The organism is Methanococcus voltae (assembly GCF_017875395.1).
Classification (GTDB): Archaea; AGJL01; Methanococci; order Methanococcales; family Methanococcaceae; genus Methanococcus; species Methanococcus voltae_C.
Window position 1 is genome coordinate 152,244 of record NZ_JAGGMO010000004.1, and the last position, 19,636, is coordinate 171,879.

17 protein-coding genes are annotated in these 19,636 nt (G+C 28.5%); 13 read left to right on the forward strand and 4 right to left on the reverse strand.

Features of this window, described 5'->3' with window-relative positions:
• Positions 1-323: 323 nt before the first annotated feature.
• Positions 324-1,073, forward strand: a complete 750-nt coding sequence (locus J2127_RS05845) for an exodeoxyribonuclease III (RefSeq protein WP_209732663.1) — start codon at positions 324-326, stop codon at positions 1,071-1,073.
• Positions 1,074-1,216: 143 nt separating this feature from the next.
• On the opposite strand, the gene J2127_RS05850 is transcribed toward J2127_RS05845, so the two are convergent.
• On the reverse strand, positions 1,217-1,705 hold the full coding sequence (locus tag J2127_RS05850) for a peptidylprolyl isomerase (RefSeq protein ID WP_209732627.1): 489 nt from the start codon (positions 1,703-1,705) through the stop codon (positions 1,217-1,219).
• A gap of 398 nt (positions 1,706-2,103) precedes the next feature.
• Here J2127_RS05850 and J2127_RS05855 point away from each other — a divergent pair, with 398 nt between their 5' ends.
• Together J2127_RS05855 and J2127_RS05860 are read left to right on the forward strand one after the other, a co-directional pair.
• Positions 2,104-3,603 carry a DUF2193 domain-containing protein gene (locus J2127_RS05855; protein ID WP_209732628.1) on the forward strand — a complete coding sequence of 500 codons (1,500 nt, stop codon included), beginning with the start codon at positions 2,104-2,106 and terminating at the stop codon, positions 3,601-3,603.
• 309 nt (positions 3,604-3,912) lie between these two features.
• Positions 3,913-4,632 carry an MIP/aquaporin family protein gene (locus tag J2127_RS05860; protein WP_209732629.1) on the forward strand — a complete coding sequence of 240 codons (720 nt, stop codon included), beginning with the start codon at positions 3,913-3,915 and terminating at the stop codon, positions 4,630-4,632.
• Positions 4,633-4,800: 168 nt separating this feature from the next.
• Here the strand turns inward: J2127_RS05860 and J2127_RS05865 are convergent, their stop codons facing one another.
• Positions 4,801-6,777 (reverse strand): DNA topoisomerase VI subunit B, encoded by a 1,977-nt coding sequence (locus tag J2127_RS05865; RefSeq protein ID WP_209732630.1) that lies wholly within the window; start codon positions 6,775-6,777, stop codon positions 4,801-4,803.
• 254 nt (positions 6,778-7,031) lie between these two features.
• The gene (locus J2127_RS05870; protein WP_209732631.1) at positions 7,032-7,532 is read right to left on the reverse strand and encodes a 6-carboxytetrahydropterin synthase; all 501 of its coding nucleotides are present in this window, start codon (positions 7,530-7,532) and stop codon (positions 7,032-7,034) included.
• A gap of 316 nt (positions 7,533-7,848) precedes the next feature.
• Here J2127_RS05870 and J2127_RS05875 point away from each other — a divergent pair, with 316 nt between their 5' ends.
• A complete protein-coding gene (locus J2127_RS05875) occupies positions 7,849-8,409 on the forward strand; it encodes a cupin domain-containing protein (RefSeq protein WP_209732632.1) in 561 nt (186 codons plus the stop codon).
• 112 nt (positions 8,410-8,521) lie between these two features.
• On the opposite strand, the gene J2127_RS05880 is transcribed toward J2127_RS05875, so the two are convergent.
• The gene (locus J2127_RS05880) at positions 8,522-9,157 is read right to left on the reverse strand and encodes a CatB-related O-acetyltransferase (protein ID WP_432442928.1); all 636 of its coding nucleotides are present in this window, start codon (positions 9,155-9,157) and stop codon (positions 8,522-8,524) included.
• Between the two features lie 341 nt (positions 9,158-9,498).
• On the opposite strand from J2127_RS05880, the gene J2127_RS05885 reads away from it, so the two are divergent.
• From J2127_RS05885 to J2127_RS05925, 9 genes are all read left to right on the forward strand, one after another.
• Positions 9,499-10,059 carry a KH domain-containing protein gene (locus J2127_RS05885; protein ID WP_209732634.1) on the forward strand — a complete coding sequence of 187 codons (561 nt, stop codon included), beginning with the start codon at positions 9,499-9,501 and terminating at the stop codon, positions 10,057-10,059.
• A 553-nt stretch (positions 10,060-10,612) separates the two neighbouring features.
• A complete protein-coding gene (locus tag J2127_RS05890; RefSeq protein WP_209732635.1) occupies positions 10,613-11,242 on the forward strand; it encodes a helix-turn-helix domain-containing protein in 630 nt (209 codons plus the stop codon).
• 414 nt (positions 11,243-11,656) lie between these two features.
• Positions 11,657-12,313 carry a CBS domain-containing protein gene (locus tag J2127_RS05895; RefSeq protein ID WP_209732636.1) on the forward strand — a complete coding sequence of 219 codons (657 nt, stop codon included), beginning with the start codon at positions 11,657-11,659 and terminating at the stop codon, positions 12,311-12,313.
• A 210-nt stretch (positions 12,314-12,523) separates the two neighbouring features.
• Positions 12,524-13,369: a CBS domain-containing protein gene (locus J2127_RS05900; RefSeq protein WP_209732637.1), complete on the forward strand. Its 846-nt coding sequence runs from the start codon at positions 12,524-12,526 to the stop codon at positions 13,367-13,369.
• 681 nt (positions 13,370-14,050) lie between these two features.
• A complete protein-coding gene (locus tag J2127_RS05905; protein ID WP_209732638.1) occupies positions 14,051-14,563 on the forward strand; it encodes a hypothetical protein in 513 nt (170 codons plus the stop codon).
• A 759-nt stretch (positions 14,564-15,322) separates the two neighbouring features.
• Positions 15,323-15,721, forward strand: a complete 399-nt coding sequence (locus J2127_RS05910; protein WP_209732639.1) for a translation initiation factor IF-5A — start codon at positions 15,323-15,325, stop codon at positions 15,719-15,721.
• Between the two features lie 278 nt (positions 15,722-15,999).
• Positions 16,000-17,076, forward strand: a complete 1,077-nt coding sequence (locus J2127_RS05915; RefSeq protein WP_209732640.1) for a sodium:calcium antiporter — start codon at positions 16,000-16,002, stop codon at positions 17,074-17,076.
• A gap of 228 nt (positions 17,077-17,304) precedes the next feature.
• Positions 17,305-17,922, forward strand: coding sequence for a TetR/AcrR family transcriptional regulator (locus tag J2127_RS05920; protein ID WP_209732641.1), 618 nt, complete (start codon positions 17,305-17,307; stop codon positions 17,920-17,922).
• A gap of 421 nt (positions 17,923-18,343) precedes the next feature.
• Positions 18,344-19,510, forward strand: coding sequence for an efflux RND transporter permease subunit (locus J2127_RS05925; RefSeq protein ID WP_209732642.1), 1,167 nt, complete (start codon positions 18,344-18,346; stop codon positions 19,508-19,510).
• Positions 19,511-19,636: the final 126 nt, after the last annotated feature.

Genomic DNA, 19,636 nt, shown 5'->3' on the forward strand with positions numbered 1-19,636 from the left:
TGGATAGCAGGAAGTTGGTTGCCATAATCGTTGGATTAGCGATGATAGGCTCGACAATACCGTTATTTTTAATGAATTTTTAAGGGAATTCTACAGTAATTATTGGCATATAATATGCGTATATTGACATACTACGCATAAGGGAATATAGGGCAAAATAAGATAGTATGTACTTTAAAAAATGTTGGCATTGTTAGAGTGTATGCTATCTAAACTTTTTTGATTAAATTTTAAATTTTAAATTATTTGTTTATTTGTAAGAAACGTTAGTAATATGTTATTCAATATCTTTTATAAAAGTTATATGTTAAAAGGGGGATACTATCAGATTAATATCTTGGAATGTCAATGGAATTAAGGCTATATTACAAAAAGGGTTTGTTGAATTTGTAAAAAACAAAAATCCTGATATAGTATGCTTACAAGAAATTAAAACAAACACGCCATCTCAAATTCTTGATTTATCAGAATATAAACAATATTGGAATACGGCTTCTAAAAAGGGTTATTCGGGGACTGCAATATTTACGAAGGAAAAACCTGAAAACATTACCTATGGAATGGATAACTTTCCAGATGACGAAGGTAGGGTAATTACTGCAGAATACGAGAATTATTACCTTGTAAATGTATATACGCCAAATTCTCAACGTGGTTTAACTAGATTGGAATATCGTATGTCGTGGGATTCCAAATTTTTGGAGTACTTAAATAGTTTAAATGAAAATAAACCAGTTATCTTTTGTGGGGACTTAAATGTAGCACATAAAGAAATTGATTTGAGAAATCCTAAAACAAACAAAAAACATGCAGGATTTACCGAAGAAGAAAGAATGGGTTTTGATAAATACGTTGAAAATAATTATGTGGATACGTTCAGAATATTCAATAAAGAACCCGATAACTACACTTGGTGGTCCTACATGCACAATGCACGTGCTAAAAACATTGGTTGGCGTATAGATTACTTTTGTACGTCCGATTCACTTGTAGATTACGTAAAAAACTCTATAATTATGGATGAAATTTATGGTTCAGACCATTGCCCCATACAATTGGAATTGGATTACTAGATACTTGGTAAAATATGTCAATTATATAATATATACGAATTATAATAAAATAATAAGATAATAAAAATAGAATAGAATAAAATATAATAGAATAAAATAGAATAAATTAATTTAATATTAAATGAATATTACTTAATATTAAATTATTCAATTGTTATTTTTTCAATAATTACATCTTCAACAGGCCAATCTTGGAAGTAGCTTCTAGTTCCTGTTTTAACTTTTGCAATCACGTCTAAAACTTCAAAACCTTCGGTTAATTCTGCAAATACTGCGTAACCGTAGTTCATATCGTTTTTGTAGTCTAAAAATGAATTGTCAATGTGATTTATGAAAAATTGGCTTGTAGCGGAATCTACAGCGTTTGTTCTAGCCATTGCTAAAGTTCCTCTTTTATTTGATAAACCGTTCTTAGCTTCGTTTTTAATAGGGGCGTGTGTTTCTTTTTGAACTCCATCTTTTGTAAAACCTCCGCCTTGAATCATAAATCCATTTATAACCCTATGAAAAATAGTATTGTCATAAAATCCTTCTTCCGCATATTTTTTAAAGTTTTCTACGGTTATAGGTGCTTCTTTTTCGAATAAATTTACTTTCATTGTACCTTTGTTTGTAACGATTGTTGCAATCAAAATTTCACCATTTTAATTTTTATTTTAAGCCTAAAAATTCTTTTATTTTAATTTTTATTTAATTTTTATTCATATTATTAATATTATTAATATTATTACTATTTTCATTACTAGTATATTCATTACTATTATTAGTATTATTAGTATTATTGTCTAATATTTCATCATTTTATAAAATTGTTTTCATTTATAAACCATTAATTAACTTACAATTTAATATAATTAGATACCATACTATATAAAGAAGTATTGCATTTAAATTTTATCAATACGATAAAATGACCTTAGGTGTAGGTCATATATATAGATAATAGACTTAGTTCATATGAAAAGTATATAATATGATAATAAACATATTATATCATATACAGTTAATAATTAATTTGAGGGGTGCAAATATGAAAGAACTGTATGAAAAGATGGTAAATGAAGCAATGGCTGCTCAATGGGCAGATGTAGAAGTTATTAAAGCCAAAAGAGGTACAGAATACAAATTAACAGATGGTAAACCATATGTTGACGCAGTTCAAAAAATGGAGGCAATCGGTGACCAATGTAAAGAAGTAATTGACTTACACAAAAATTCAGTACAGACTCATTACGATACATTGTGTGATTTAACAGATACGGTACGTCCAGAAGACGACCCATTTGTAGAACACTACCAAACTCCTGCAATATTGGAAATACTTTATAAAGAAGACCCTAAATTTAGAGAAGCCGTTGAAAAATTCATGGAAGCTATTGAAAACAATCGTGCATTAATCGGGAAAGAATCAGTGCGAAGATACGGCGGATTTTATGGACCTACTTGCGTAGTGGACTTTGCACTTATACCTGGCAGTACAAGTAATATTGTAAATCAGATACTTAGAAAAACTGATATTCCCGAACATTATAAACAAGCTATATTAGCATCCAAGTCTTGGGGTATGAATACATCATACGGGATAGGAGATAAATTTGCCCACGGGATAGAAGATGGATTAACACTTAATGAAGCTATGGATAGGGAAATAGACACCATAAAGATGATTTATGATACACCCATACAAGCACAGACAAAACTAATGGAAGAAGCAGGACATACAAGCTTTGATGTATTTAAATATATGCAAGACTACAAGAAAAAAATGGATGGCACAGTTAAAAAAGCTTTAGACGCTGAAGTAAACTATGCAAACATTGTTACAGTGCCTGCTTACTGTGTAGGGGATATTTCTCACCACATTGCACAATCTACATACAACATGTGTAAAGATGATGTAATAATGGCTGTAATAGAAGCTACATCTAAGGTAATGGACAATACATTGAGAAGTAACATTGATAAGTTCAAAACAGAGTTTGATGTACTATCATTAGCAACCGGTTCCACGGCTGCTGCTGTTGAATATATCTTAGAACTTGACGGATTTAACGCTCCAACAGTTGTACAATTACTTACAAGAAGATTCCACAATTATGTACAGTTATATCCAAAAAGAGGAGCTGCTGCAGAATTGCACAACCACGATTTTATGGACATGATATACAGAGGCTGGAAGACACTTGATAAAGCAAGAAGAATGAAAAATGGTTCAGGGGTTAAATTAGTACCAATGGTCAATGATATGCCAGTTGATTTAGACCCAATTGCTGAAAATGAAGTTTTAATGAACCCACAAAGATACGCATACCCTGCCTGTGCTATAACAGTTAGATTCTCATCATTAATGAGATTAGCAGACTATCCTTGTTTATTAACAAGTGAGCCAGTTACTGCTACAATGATGACAAACGTAATTGCCTTACACAAAAATAACCCAGGAGCACCTGCTAGAGTATGTAAAAAATGTGCTTCATCTTGCTTAGTAGATTTCAGACACGAATACTGCCAGTGGAGAGAATCCGTTTAAATGAGTGGCTACGATAAATAAATAAATAAATAAATAATACGTAAATAATACGCAAATAAAAAATAAAAAATAAAAAAATAGATTAATATATGGAATAAAAAATAAAAAATAACTTAAAATACAGTAATAAATTAAATATTTTCATACCAACTCTAATTTTTTATCGGTTGTTTAGATAAGCTTTAAAATAAAATTTAGGATAAAGTTGAATAAAGTTGAGTAAATTAGATTAAGTTAATAAATCGAATAGACTTTAAAATAACTGATAAACAATATTTTGATTTTTTAATAATATAACGAGGGGGTATTATGAGCATTGTTAAAAAATCTGTTGCAGAATTGATTGGAACTTGCTTTTTAGTGTTTTTTGGTACAGGTTCTGCAATTATGGCACTATTAATATCAAATAGCTTGGGTACAACAGGTATCGGGATACTTGGTGGAATTGGAGAATGGTTAGCAATTGGTTTGGCATTTGGTTTGGCAATAGCGGCATCTATTTACGCCGTTGGTGCTGTATCGGGTGCACATTTAAACCCAGCTGTTACAATTGCCTTGTGGGCAGTTAAGGAATTTGAGACAAAAGATGTTGTACCATACATTTTAGCACAGTTAGTGGGTGCTACACTCGGTTCGATACTTTTAATCGGCTGTATAGGTGCTTCGGCCGCTACTATTGGTGGTTTAGGTGCTACGGCTCCGTCAGCAGGATTTACCTATATGCAGGCTATGCTTGCGGAAATAGTTGGTACATTCCTATTGATGATAACCATAATGGGTGTGGCAGTCGATAAAAAAGCTCCGAATAAATTTGCAGGACTTGTAATTGGTTTGGCAGTTGCGGGAATTATTACCACCATTGGCGGTATCTCTGGAGCTTCAATTAACCCGGCAAGAACCTTTGGACCTTATTTAATGGACATGTTCTATGGAATTAATTTATGGGTTTACTACCCAATTTACGTTATTGGTCCAATATTAGGGGCATTAATCGGTGCTTTCATCTATCGATACATAAGGGAAGAATAAATCTAAAAAAATATTTAAAAAAATATTTAAAAAATAATTATTTCTATTTTTACATTTTTTTAAAATAAGTTTAATTTAAAAAGTTTAATTTAAAAAATCAAAAAGAAAGAAAAAAGAATTCATATATTATTATTAGTATTTTATTAGTATTTTAGTAGTATTTTATTATTATCTAAGCAAATAGATGATATTTTCCTCAATTTCATCTTTAGGTTTCTGCGTTATGCTTGATAAACCTTCTGCGAATACCATTGCATATTTCATAACGTATTTTCTCTTTTGTTCTTCTTCTTTAGCTTTTCTGATTCTTGAAATGTAGTTGTTTAAATCTCTACCACAAATCATTAAAGCTTGTCTTATTTCGTTAAATATCTCTTCATTATCCTCAGTACCAGTTGAAATTGCTTGCTTACCTGCTGAAGTATATGGTATGTGTGTTGAGATTAAGTTAACAAATATGGTTATTGGTGCGTCTTCGTCGCTTCTTAAACCATATCTTCTCCAATTAACACTTTTAACAGCATTTGTTAAACCACAACCTGTTGTATCGAATAATAACGGTACGTGGTTTGAATTTCTCATAATTTCCATTTTTCTACCGCTTTCTCCAAGTCTTCCTGAATTACCGCCGTATGCAATACCAACTTCAACCGCGAAAGGAATTCCCCCTTTATAGGTTTTAGGTTTTCTTGTTAAAGTCTTTAAGAATGATGGTTCAAGTGTTTCGAGTGACTTTAATATGTTTTCGTCACCAATAGGTCTTAAACCTATTGTAGATGGTGCCATAAAGTCCATATCTTGGAGAACTGAAACCAATAATTCAGCTTCTTTCCAATCAATTTTTTTAGGGTCACTTTTTAATAATTTCTTAATTCCTTTCTTGTATTTTTCCAATTCTTCATCTGAAACCATTGAAAATTCAACCAATGAGTTGACAAAGCTTTCCGGTCTTTTTGTAATATATCTTATTTTTTTCCTGAAATCATCCATTTGTGAAGCATTTAAGTACTGTTTGCTTACATATTCCACAAAATTCTCTGGTTTCTTTTTAAATTGGTTTCTAATTTCTTTAATTTCTTCTTCATCCAATTTACCGAATAAATAATCAGTAATTATATATTTTAAGTAGTATTGTTTTAATTCGGATAAACCTTCAGGCAATCCCAAAATTAAATTGTTTACTTCTTCAATTTCTTTTTTATCCAAGTATTTACCAAATTTATCAAAGTAGTACTTGAAATCAGCGTTTAAATAACATTCGATAACGGTGTCCCAGAAAAAGCTATCTCTGTACTGTTCCAATAATTTATCCCTTAAAATGTATAATTCCAATTCTTTAACTCTTTTAGTAGTTACTCTTGATAATTCAGAGCTTAACATACTTGAAAGTCTTGAACTTTCTGTTTCTCTTGCAATGTGTAACATTTCATCGGTTGTTATACCGTGAGGGTGTGGTTTCATTTCTTCTGGCTTTTCAGGAACCTGATAAACGGTTCTATCAAATAAAACTTCTTCTTCAGGGTCTTTTAAAGTTATTTTAGAGTGTGGTGTTGATAAACTAATTCTCCTAAGGTATTCGAAAGGTCCTTGCTCTCTTCTACTGTAGGTTACGTCTTTAAATTCACCATCTACCTTTGTACCCCTGTACATTCCTTCACGTGTTTTGTGGCTTACTACATCCCCTTCGTTCTTAGAGATACTCATTTGTATCTCCATTTCGTGGATAATACCATCGCCGGTTGAAGTTGTAATTTTTAAAGGTTTTCCTGTGGTCATTTGTGAAAATAACAATACACCTGCTGCACCAATACCTTGTTGTCCTCTTGATTGGATTTGCCTGTGTAATTTTGAACCTGCTAGCATCTTACCAAATACTTTTGGTACGTATTTAGGAGGTATACCGGAACCGTTATCCTCTACAATAAGCCTGTAATATTCATTGCCCAATCTTTCGATTGTTACATTTATGTCAGGCAATATTTCAGCTTCTTCGCAAGCATCCATGCTGTTTGTTACCAATTCGTGTATGATGGTGGTCATACTTCTTAATTTACCACTGTAACCTAACATGTGCTTGTTTTTTCTAAAAAATTCGGATATTGAGTGTTCTTTAAACTCATCGAATAAATTGACTTCATCAGCCATAATATCACCAACATTAATATTAGTAAATGTAATAATTCTTAATTTTCATATTTTTCATATTTTTCATATTTTTCATATTATATCAATTGTAGTATATTTATTGTAGTATATTAAACATATAGTATTAAATGCTAAAATTCAATTGTAAACAAAGATAAATAACTAGCAATTCTAATTAAAAATACTAATTATTTATTAAAAATGTTAAGGATTAATTAAATTATTGGTTAAATTATTTTATTATTATTTCTTTATTATTTTACGAGAAGGTTACTTCTTGCACCTTGTCCAATGCCTTCATTTACAGTTGTTTCTATCCATTCTATACTACCCAAAAGCCCTAACTTGTCCAAACCATTTTTAATGTGTTCTCCGAAGTATTCTGACATTTCTTCAGCAGTTGTGGATTTTAAAGGCAACATTAAAACGTCACAACAAGGGAACATATATTTTTTAAGCGTTCCGTTATGGTTGTACTCCATAAACAAGTAATCGTCTTTTATTTCGTATTTTACTTCAGGGTGGTATTTTGGAACTAATAATTTATGGTCCATTTCATTTGCAAGCTCTTTTACAATGTTTTTAATAACTTTAAAATCGCATACAAAATTAAACTGTCCTGTTTGTTCTCCTGACAATTTAACATCAATATAATATGAATGACCGTGAATTACACCGCAACTTTCGTGTCCAAACACGATGTGAGCTGCTGAAAATCTCAAACCGCCATAAATTCCATTTAATTCGATAATCATCTTATCACCATTATTAATATTATTAATATTATGTTATATTGTTGTATCATACTTTTTAATTTTTAATTTATTTTTTTATCTCATATTATAAATTACATAGTACATGTTATTCTAATTTTATCTTGTTTGAAGTTGTTGAAAATGTTTAAGTTACTACATGGATATACCAAATATAAATATATAACTTAAAATGTGTTAAAATATAAATTATTCAATACACAAGTATTTTATAATAAATTAATTTAAAATAAATATTCGTTATAATGTATAATATACTATTGCATAATGCTATATAAACTTTTATAAGTGTGAAAAAATGAGTAATGACTTAAAAAATTCAAAATACTGGGTTGATAAATTAGACTTAGAACCCCATATTGAAGGTGGGTATTTTAAAAGAATATACCAATCTTCAGAATGTATACATATAACTCAACTTCCCGACTACTTTAGCAATGATAATGAAAAAACAGACTTAGAATATAGATATTTATGCACTGCAATATATTATTTATTGGAAAAAGGGCAAGTTTCAAAATTCCATAGGATAAAATCTGATGAAACTTGGCATTTTTATGCGGGAAATTCACTCAATATTTACACCATTCAAAATGGAAAAATTGTGACAAATAAATTGGGGAATAATTTAGAAAAGGGTGAGAATTTCCAAATAACAGTGCCAAAAAACACATGGTTTGCTGCCGAACCTTTAGGTGACTATACATTAGTTGGTTGTACGGTTTCACCGGGTTTTGAATATGTGGATTTTAAAATGGCAACTTTACAGGATTTAAAAAATAGTATTGATGAAGTTAATTTAAGTGAATTAACTGAAGAGACATTTTTAAAATTTGTTTCAACTGATTCTAAGGAATAAATTTTTGTTTTATCTTTATTTTATTATATATTATTTTATTATATTATTATTTTATTATATTATTATTTTATTATATTATTATTTTAGCATTTTACTATTTTATTATTTTATTTTATAATTTTTCTAATCCGTTTAATGCTTCAAAATTATCACTCATTAATATGGGAATAGAAGCTCTTATTTTTTCGATATCCCAATTCCACCATTTTATATCTAATAAAAGTTCTATTTTTTCATCGCTGAACCTTTTTTTAATTACCTTTGCAGGGCAACCGCCTACAATCGAGTATGGTGCTACATCTTTGGTTACGAGGCTTCTAGTACCGATTACGGCACCGTCTCCAATTTTTACGCCTGGCATGATGAGAGATTCGGCACCTATCCAAACGTCGTTACCGATTATGGTGTCACCTTTTTTTACAAAAGTTTCAGGGACTTCAGTATCTAAATCAACGGGGTTATTTGATACGATAGATAGGGGATAAGCTGAAATATAATCATAACGGTGTCCTTGATTGCCCCCCATTATAAATTTTACACCCGACGCGATACTACAAAACTTACCGATTATTAGTTTGTCTACATCTTTATCCTTGTCTTGTTCATCTAAGTACATGATACAGTCCCTAAATGAATGACCGTGATAGTAGCCGGAATAGTAGGTATATTCTCCGATTTCTACCAAAGGGTTGTCTATTTCCTCGATTGTAACGTTTTTTCCAAAATCGTGAGCACTTGAATTATCAATATTCATAATTTGAATATCCCGGTATGAATTAAATAATTTTTTAGCCATAATTTCACCATTGTAATTTATTTAGCTTATTTGGTCAATATTGCAAAAATATATATTATATAATGTCTATAAATAAGCTTTTAAAAACTTAGTTACATATACTATGATATTATATATTATAAATACAAATTTAATAAATTACAAAGTTATAAATTAGATATTAATTTATAAAATTATAAGAGTATATTATTATAAACTGTAAATAAATATAAAATTGTAAAAATTGTAAAAATCAACTAAACTTATGAACCTATGCGAAAAATTCACATATAAGGACTAAACACGGTGAAAATATGCTTGATTATGAAAATATCGAAGTTGTGAAAATTCCAAAAGAAAGAACTGGTGTCTTAATTGGAAAAGGTGGAGATACCAAGAAAAAAATAGAAGAAACTCTTGGTATTGAAATAGAAATAGACGAAGAAGGGGAAGTTACAATATATTCAACTGATGAACAAAAAGATGCCCTTTCTTTATGGAAAGCTAGAGACATTGTAAAGGCTATCGGTAGAGGATTTAGCCCAGAAAAATCTTTAAAATTACTTTCTGACACATACATGTGTGAAATAATGGATATTTCAGAATATGCAAATTCAGAAAAGGCTATGATGAGATTAAAAGGTAGGATAATCGGCAGTGGTGGAAAATCTAGAAGATATATTGAAGAATTAACTGGAACTTACATTTCAGTTTATGGTAAAACTGTTTCTATCTTGGGAGAATTTGAACAAGTTCAGATATCAAAAGATGCTATAGAAATGATATTAAAAGGTACTTCACACGCTAAGATGTACAAATTCCTTGAAAGACACAGACAAAGTGTAAAAAGAAGAGAATTAGAATTATGGAAGTAATTCGTTGATACTTAATTGTATATTCTATTATATTCTATTATATTTTATTATATTTTAGTGTAGTATCAAAATAATTTTTTAATTTTCTTTTTTATATTATTTTATTCTATTTTACTTTAATTTATTCTTATTTTTTTTAATACACTTTATTATTTTTTTATAGTTTCAAATTGTTGTTCTTTTTAAAATAGTCCCATATTTTAGGAGTAAATTATTACGACATAATATATACTCCACAAACAAAATGCTAAATTATATACTTAATAGATAATTAAACTTCTAAAAATGTAAGGATATATTCATAAATATAGCGTAAATAATATTATTATGTACGATATTTTGAAAAAAAAGTACGTTGTACATAGTATATTGATACTTATTTATAATATTTATATATTGTAGATAGAATACTTATTATATTATTACGTACAAACTAGTAGTAAATTTAAATAAGTATGTATCAAAAATTAAAGTTGTGTATCTAATTAATCTATGTATTTGGGTCTAATTCTTAACCTAAATCATAGCATTAATGCAAGTTGGAGTGGCTAAAATGACGAAAGAGGAGTTCACAGAAAGTAATCTTAGTAAAAGCATAGACCCCCCTAGTAATTTTAATAATAATGAATATAATAATCACGACCGAAACGAAAAAACAGCTATAAACAAGGAATGTAATGAACCTAAAAATGATATCGAGAATATTCAAAATGTAAATGAAACAAGCATTTCAAACATTTCTAGTGAAATATATGCCTCAGATTTTGAAATCTTTAAATCAAAATGTAGGGTCTGTAGTTTAGAAGAGTTTGATCCCAGCATATTAAAGAAAATATCTGCTCTATTTTCAAGCGAAGTAAGGGCTAAAATATATATATTCTTAAGAATGTGTCCAGAAAGTACCGTGGAAGAAATAGCTGAGGGTACCAATATATATTCATCTACGGTTAGAGACTATATTGTCGAAATGTATCGAAACGATTACGTAATTAGAAAAAAAATCAAAAAAAGCAAATTTGGTAAAAAACCATACGTTTATTGTGCAATAGAACCTACAATGATGGCTAGAAAGGTATCTCAATCATTCCAGGAGAAAATAAACTTATTGGCAAATATAGATATGTTCTTTAATCCAAAGCACGAAGCAAAAACAGTCCTTGTAAATATTAGTAACAAAAAATAGACTCCTAAAATATTATTTAATTTTTTTATTTTTAATTTTTTATATTTAATTTTACATTATACATTATTTTATTATTTTTATTATTTTTAATTTTTTATGTCCCGTACTGTCTCATCCCTATTCCATATTATATGGCAATGGTAATATTAAAATTGCATACTCTTTTTTAAAATATTAAAATAGTAAGTTAATTCCTTTTAATCTAAAAAAAAGCAATAATTATTCGAATATCTAAAATCAAATAAAAAATTATATAAAACAATAACGTCATAAATTAATTAAATTAATATATAAAATTATTTCTTTAAGTGATACTTAAAATCATTAATATTCCTAATAAGCAATATTTATATAAATTTATTAGTATTTTAGTATTATTTAATTAAATAAATATAATTACCAATCGGTGATACTATGAATCTCGAAGTTTCAGTTACGGAAGCAATGAGTGCTCCTGTAAAAACCGTAGGGTTGGATACTACACTATATGAAGTGGCCAATACACTAAAAGAACACGGAATCGGTTGTTTAATTGCTCTCAACGATTTACAAAAACCTGTAGGAATAATTACTGAAAAAGATTTAGTTTTAAACGTAGTTGCTAGAAACTTAAAATCAAAAGAAATAACAGTTAGGGAAATAATAAGCTCTAAAAAATTGATATCTATCTCTCCAAGATCCACAGTTATGGATGCAGCTAAAAAAATGGACGAATTAACAGTTAAAAGATTACCTGTTATCGATGGAGACAAATTATTGGGCATTATCACAGTTAGTGATATAACAAAAGTTTCGCCAGAGTTATTTAACTTACTTTTGGAAGCTTCGATAATCCACACTAATGAAAATGAATATGATTTCGTAAAAAAAGAAGAAATGAATGGTATTTGCGAAGTTTGTGGAGCTCAAGACAGTGTAAACTTTGTAAATGGTAAATACGTATGTAGAAACTGTTTAGAAAGTGGATTCCAAAGCAAAGAAGAAGAAATGAACGAATATGAAAAGTATTCTGAAAATTATGAAGATTACGAAGAATACGAAGAATACCAAAATGAAGATTTAAAAGAATAATTACTAACATAAAAATCAATAATTCAATAAATATACTAAATTCAATAAATAATTTACATTTTAATTTTTTATATGCTACCAACATATCGAATTAGTCATTTGGCTAATTATTTAGTTAGTTAATTACCCAATTTACTCATTAAAATTAATTATTACATACATTTTAATAAAAAAATGTAACGCATAACCAATGAAGATTAGAGGGATATTTTGAAAATAACTTCCGTAATTAACCCTGAAAAACAAATAATTAAATTATTCCCTACCACATCTATAATAGACGCATTGACCATCATGAATAATAAAAATATAAGAAGAGTAACGGTTGTTGATGCAGGAACCAATAGACTAGTAGGTGTTTTAACAAATACGGACATAGTTAATCTATTTGGTGGCGGTTCAAAATATAACTTGGTTAAATCCAAACACAATGGAAACTTTTACGCGATGATAAATGAACCAATTAAGGAAATAATGACAGAAGACCCGATAAGTGTTAAAGAAACAGCATTAACAAAAGAATTAGTTTCTTTATTCGTTGAAAGATACGGTGGTTTACCAATTGTTACAAAAGAGGACATATTGATAACTTTGGTTACAGAGCGAGATTTATTATTAAAATTAAAAGATAAATTAGATAAAAACTTAAAAATTAAAGATTGTATGACTGAAAATCCTGTATTGGCATCCTTAGGTCAAACTTTAGGTGACGTAGCAAAGGTAATGTTAAGAAATGGATTTAGAAGACTCCCTGTGGCTTCAGAGGGTAATTTAAAAGGAATTATTACATCTACGGACTTCATAAAGCTAATTGGTAGTGATTGGGCATTTGAAAAACTTAAAACAGGAAATATTGAAGAAATAACGGATACAAGAATTAGCGAACTTATGAACAAGGATGTTAAAACATTGAATCCAGAAAATAGCATCATGGAAGCGGTTGACTTAATATTAAACAACAATTTCGGAGCAATTCCTATTGTAGATTCTGAAAATCCTGAAAAAATAGTGGGTATTATCACTGAAAAAGATATATTATCCTGCTTTTGTAAATAAATATATTAAATAATCTTCTTTTTAATTTTTTAATATTACTTGTTATTCTTTTATTCTTTTATTATTTTATTCGTTTATTCTTTTATTCTTTTATTATTTTATTCTTTTATTTATTCGTTTATTCTCTTATTTTTAGTTATTATATCAATTTATTTTAATAAGATAGGTATCAAACTATTTTGTTTATTTGTTGGTAAAATATAGTAATAATGTAGTAGACCCATTTATTTTATAAATTCTCATCATATCGACATTTATAGCTAAAAATATATATTGTATATTAGTTACAACCAAAATCCAAGGATATAATCCGTTAAATCAATAAATTATATATAGATAAATAACAATACATAATAATACTTTCAATTCCGCATATTTTTTAATAAATATGGTAACTTACCCCTAAATTCTGACAATATCATCCACAAACGGAAATATCGGTCTTATGTATCGGTAAATTGAATTGAAAATAACTTAGAAATAGAAATAAATTAGCTAGATGTCCCATAAATTAAGTATCAAATATGCAATTAACTATTTGGTTATTTGTTATATGATGCCAAATTTTAATTGCAAAATAGAAAATAGAAATGACACCCCCAAATAGCATATATCTAAATATGGCTATAAACGTGTCCGTAATCTTAAATCATAGCTATTAAATTAGATAGGTGGACTATAATGCAATATAGGTTAGATATTGTAGAAACAGATTATTATTTAGGTTTAATAGACAAATACGATACTTTTGTAGAATGTATCATACGAAATCCTGAAATTAAAGAATACTTTTCTGAATTAATGACCAAAATTGCAAGTTGCATGAAATTATTTGAAAACTTGTCCTTGCTCTATAAAGGTCATATTACAGATTTCAAAGTTTCTAAGAGCAATAAATATGCTTTATATTATTTAGAGACCTTCGAAGGCTTAACGGATGAAACAAGCCACACTTCAAAAATATTGGAGTATAAAAAGGTTGAAGAAAATACTCATTATATTATATCTGGAAAATTTATAGAAAACACCCCCCAAACTCATAAATTCCAAATATTAAATCACATTGCTAATTATTTGATAAAAATAGTTTGTAAAATTAATAAAATCAAAGAATTTGATGAAAATGGCTTTGAAAATTTGAAAGAATTGTGTGATAGTGGCAAGTGTAAAATTTCTATGGAATATATAATATAACTAATTATATACTAAAATAATTAAACCATATATAATTAAAAATATAATTAAAAATATAATTAAAAAATTACTATATGTATTATAATAGTGTTGTACACAGTTATTGCATATTAATTTGCATAATGGCGCAAATCTTGCGTATTAATCTAATAAATAGAAATTAATAACCGATACGTACTTAATATATCAAATACTAGTAAAATTTACCCCCTAACTATTTTTAACTTTAGGAATATTTAAAAATAATTTGATACCAAAAATCCACCTATTTTTATAAAATTTCACTCTTTGCCAAATATTTTAGTAAATATAGTGAATATCTAATCACAAGTAAAAATAAGATAGTTACATATAAATATTATAAAATATTATATAGTAAAAAAGTTAAAAAATTAATCAAATAAGAGTCTTTTAATAATATTTGCTTTTAAAAATTCAACGAGCTTTATTAGGTAATAATTTATTAATAAGTACATTATTAATCAATAATTAATAAAGATAAATGAATTCGTTGCACACTCATTATTTGAAATGATTTGCATTTCAATAGCTTGACTATCTTATGCGTTTATAAGTAGATTGACTAAAGTAAGCTTCTTAGGGGCTAACTATTGTTGATTTATAAATATACACGGATATGTTGGCTCTTTTATGATAATAAGAAAACACTGGTAGATACATCTATCAAAAAATATAGAAACTGTAATAAAATACGTAAAAATACAATTAATCAAAAATAAACACTATTAAGGTGAAAATATGGCTGGAACAAAACCATCTGAATTGGGAGCATTGAAAGAAGGACAATACGTAGTTATTGACGGTGTAGCATGTAGAGTTGTAGGTACTGCTCACTCAAAACCTGGTAAACACGGTGGTGCAAAAGTAAGATTAACCGCTATGGGTATCTTTGAACCTACCAAAAAAGAACACGTTGGACCTGCAAGCTCAAGAATCGACGTACCACTTATTGACAAAAGAAAAGGACAAATTTTAGCACTCGTTGGAGAAGACCAAGTTCAATTAATGGACTTAGAAACATACGAAACATTAGAATTAGACATGCCTTCAGATGTTCCAGGTATTGAAAGCGGTGTAGAAGTAGAATACTTCGAAGCTATGGGTAGATACAAAATCACAAGAGTTATCAGCAAATAATTGGGTATATTCGTATAATAACCTAATTTTATACTTTTATATTCTCATACTTTTTTAAAACAAGTTATTTTTAGATTTATATTGCAATGTTAACAATGTTAATATTCAATTTTATAAAGAATTTATAGTAATTATTAATAATGTTTTAATAGTATAATTTTATTATAGTGTAATACTTTAGAATAAAAACAATTTATTAAAATATCTAAAACATTTAGAATAAAATAGTTAAAATGTTTATTTAAGTTAATTAATTACTTAATTTGCGAGAGGATTAAATGTTTGAAAATATAATTACTGACTTACCATCTTCTTTAATGGCTTTGGTAATTTTAACCCTTGTTATAAACTGGGGCTCTTCAAAACTCGGCGATAGTTTGCATACGTTAGGTGTTAAATTACATATTCCAGATTCAGTTAGAGGTGCAACTTTCGATGCAGTAAGTTCCTCATTTCCTGAATTAGTAACTGCATTAGTTGCAGTTTTAGTATACAACCAATTTTCAGATGTTGGTTTATCAACGGTAGCAGGTTCTGCTATTTTTAACATATTAATCATACCAATGTTCTCAATATTCTTCTATAAAGCTGCTGTAAATAGTAAAAACAGTAAAAATAATAACAATAGTGATAACGATACGATTAGTGTTGAGAGAAAAACAATTTTAAGAGATACATTATTCTACGTATTATCCATTGGTGCTTTGATATTTTTCACATTGCAGGGACAATATACTGCTTTTTCAGGCTATATTTTAATAGCTATATATTTAGCGTATGTAGTAGTATTATACTCACAGTATAAAGCTCATAAAAAAGAAATGCAACAATTAATACAAACTGGGGAATATTGCGATGAAGAATGTGAATTAGAAGAAGATACGACCTATTCAGAAATTATGTTCTGGATAACTGCGGGAATCTTTATAATTTGGTTTGCTATTGATGGATTGGTTCAAGCTGCAATTACACTATCGGGAATATTGAGCATACCTGTGTTCATTACCTCGGTTATTATAGTGGCTGCTTGTACATCAATACCTGATACGATATTATCTGTCAATTCCGCTAAGCGTGGGGATGCTGACGGTGCGATAGCTAATGCGATAGGCTCCAACATATTTGACATTTGCATTTGTTTGGGTTTACCAATGATTATTGCGGGAACGGTTTTACCTGTCGATCCATCGGATAGTTTAGGAGTTTTAACCTTTGTAGTACTCTCAATGGTGACTACCTCAGGACTTTTGTTGAAAAAAAAGGTAACAAAAAAAGACGCATATTTGATGTTCTTTGTATATTTGGTATTTATTGCATATATCGTTGCAAAAACTTTCGGCATAATTCAAATTTAAAATACCATAATATAATCCAAACTAACCTAAACTAACCTAAACTAATCGAAAATAATTTAGAATAATCTAAAATAACAATTATTATTTAATTATTATTTAATTATTATTTTAATTTTTTTAGAGTTTAATATCTTATTGGAATATAATATTATTTTGAAATATTGAATATGAAACTATTATATAATAGTACTAACATATAGATACATACCGGACGGTAGGTAGATAGGCATGAATAATATTAAATTAGAAAAAGATCAGAATATAGATACAAGAGAACTAATACTACAAAATGCTACAGAATTATTTTTAAACAATGGTTATGATAGAACTTCCTTAAACGAGATTGCAAAATCTTCAGGAATTACAAAAGGAGGCATTTATCATTACTACAGTAGTAAAGAAAAATTGCATGATGCAGTTATAGAATATATTTTTTCAAAGTTATTTGACCCATTGGTAGAAGATGTAAAAAAAGAAAAATCTTTTAAAAGAGTTATTGAGATAGCTTTGAATTTAGAAGAAGAATATGAAGAACCAAAAACTCTTAGGGATAAATACAAATATTTAAAACTTTTTATTGATTATTTGGAGAAAACTCCTAAATCATTTAAAGAAATTGATAGTAAATATAATGAACTTCACAAAATAGTGGAATATAAATTTATTGAAGCTCAGAAAGAAGGTCAAGTTAAATCAGATATTGATCCTGTGAAATTCACAATAAAGTTATTTTCAGTGGTTACGGGTTTAAGACACGAATCAAACCGACCCGATATTGAGAAATATGTTAGCGAATTAAAAAATGAATTTGCAACTGAATTATGGGACTATATAAAAATCAAATAATTTTCTAAAAATATAATTAGATAACTTACAATTAGCATATGTATTCTTTTAATTATCTTTTTTATCTTTATATTATATTATATTATATTATAGTATATTATATTATAGTATATTATTTTATTTTTATTGATGTATTATTGTATTTTATTTTAATTTCGTAATAAACCCTGCTAATGTTGGGTAGAATTGTATTAATATGTTTTGGATTAAATTAAATTGTCAAAAGTATATCTATTAGTACATACTATTTTGTAATCTGTTTCATTAGCAAACTTTAAAATAAACTTTAAAATTTACGCAAAATTTAAAATTTAATATATGGGACAGTTTTACATACCGGAAGGTCGGTAGGTTTATATAGTAGATAATACACATACCTACTGGTAGGTATTACAATATCACATTTGATATTGGTGATTAAATGATAAAAAAAGTACTTGGCAAGATAGCCCATATTTCGGAAAAGAGACCGTTCTTGGTTGTTGCTATCGTAATGCTTATAACAGTTTTTATGAGCATCATGGCAGGAAATGTCAAGACTGAAACGGGCTATGAATCAATGCTACCAGATGATAACCCCGTCATACAAGCACTTGATGATGTGAGGGATAAATTTGGCGGTAGTAGTGTCATAAACGTTGCAGTTAAACTGACACCATCGGATAACTCTAATCGGGTAAATGATATCCGAGACCCCGAAGTTTTACACGCTGTCGATTATATAATTAAAGACATAGAAACTATGGATTCTATTACGAGAGTTTCAGCTACTTCTGATGTCATTATTCAAAAAAATGGTGGAATAATACCGAATGATATTCAAACGGTTAAAAATATCCTTAAGGAATTACCTGAAGACTCTAAATCAAAAGTATTCGGTAATGACTACACGATGATATTAATTTCTGCAAATACGAATGCAGATTCCGCTAGACAAAAAGAACTTGCAAGGGATTTAATGGATAGAGTTAAAGAAGCTCCATTACCACCTGGAACTGTAGCAGTTGTTACAGGCTCCCCTGCGATTAGCGAAACAATGAATCAGTTGATGGACGAAGGAATGGTAGTCACATCAGTATTTGCGATGGTTATCATATTCCTTATATTATTACTATACTTTAAAAGCCCAATAAAATCATTATTGCCCCTTATACCAGTTGTTATAGCAGTAATATGGTCACAGGGTTCTATGGGTATCTTAAACATACCAAGAGATATGGCGAGCTCATTAGTTTCATCTTTATTGCTTGGTTTAGGTATTGACTATGGTATACACCTTTACCACAGATATAAGGAAGAAATGAAACTTGGAAACTCACTTGAAAAATCAATTGAAACTGCGGTTGTATCCACCGGTAGTGCTGTATTGGTAACTACTGCAACGACTGTGGCAGGTTTTGCAGCTCTTACAATAGCTCCATTGCCAATGATGGCTAACATGGGGATTACATGTGCATTAGGTATTGCATTCAGTATGATTGTGGTAATTATTTTATTACCTGCATTGATTGTGATAGATGAAAAACACACGCCAAAATTATTAAATGGACTAAAATTCTTAAAAAATAAAATACTTAAAGAAGATTAACTATTGAAAATAAATTAACTATTGAAAAAACTATTGAAAATTGAAAATATAATCTATAAAATAACTATAAAATAAGATTAAAATAACTATAAAATAAGATTAAAATTTATTTACAAAAGTAAATTA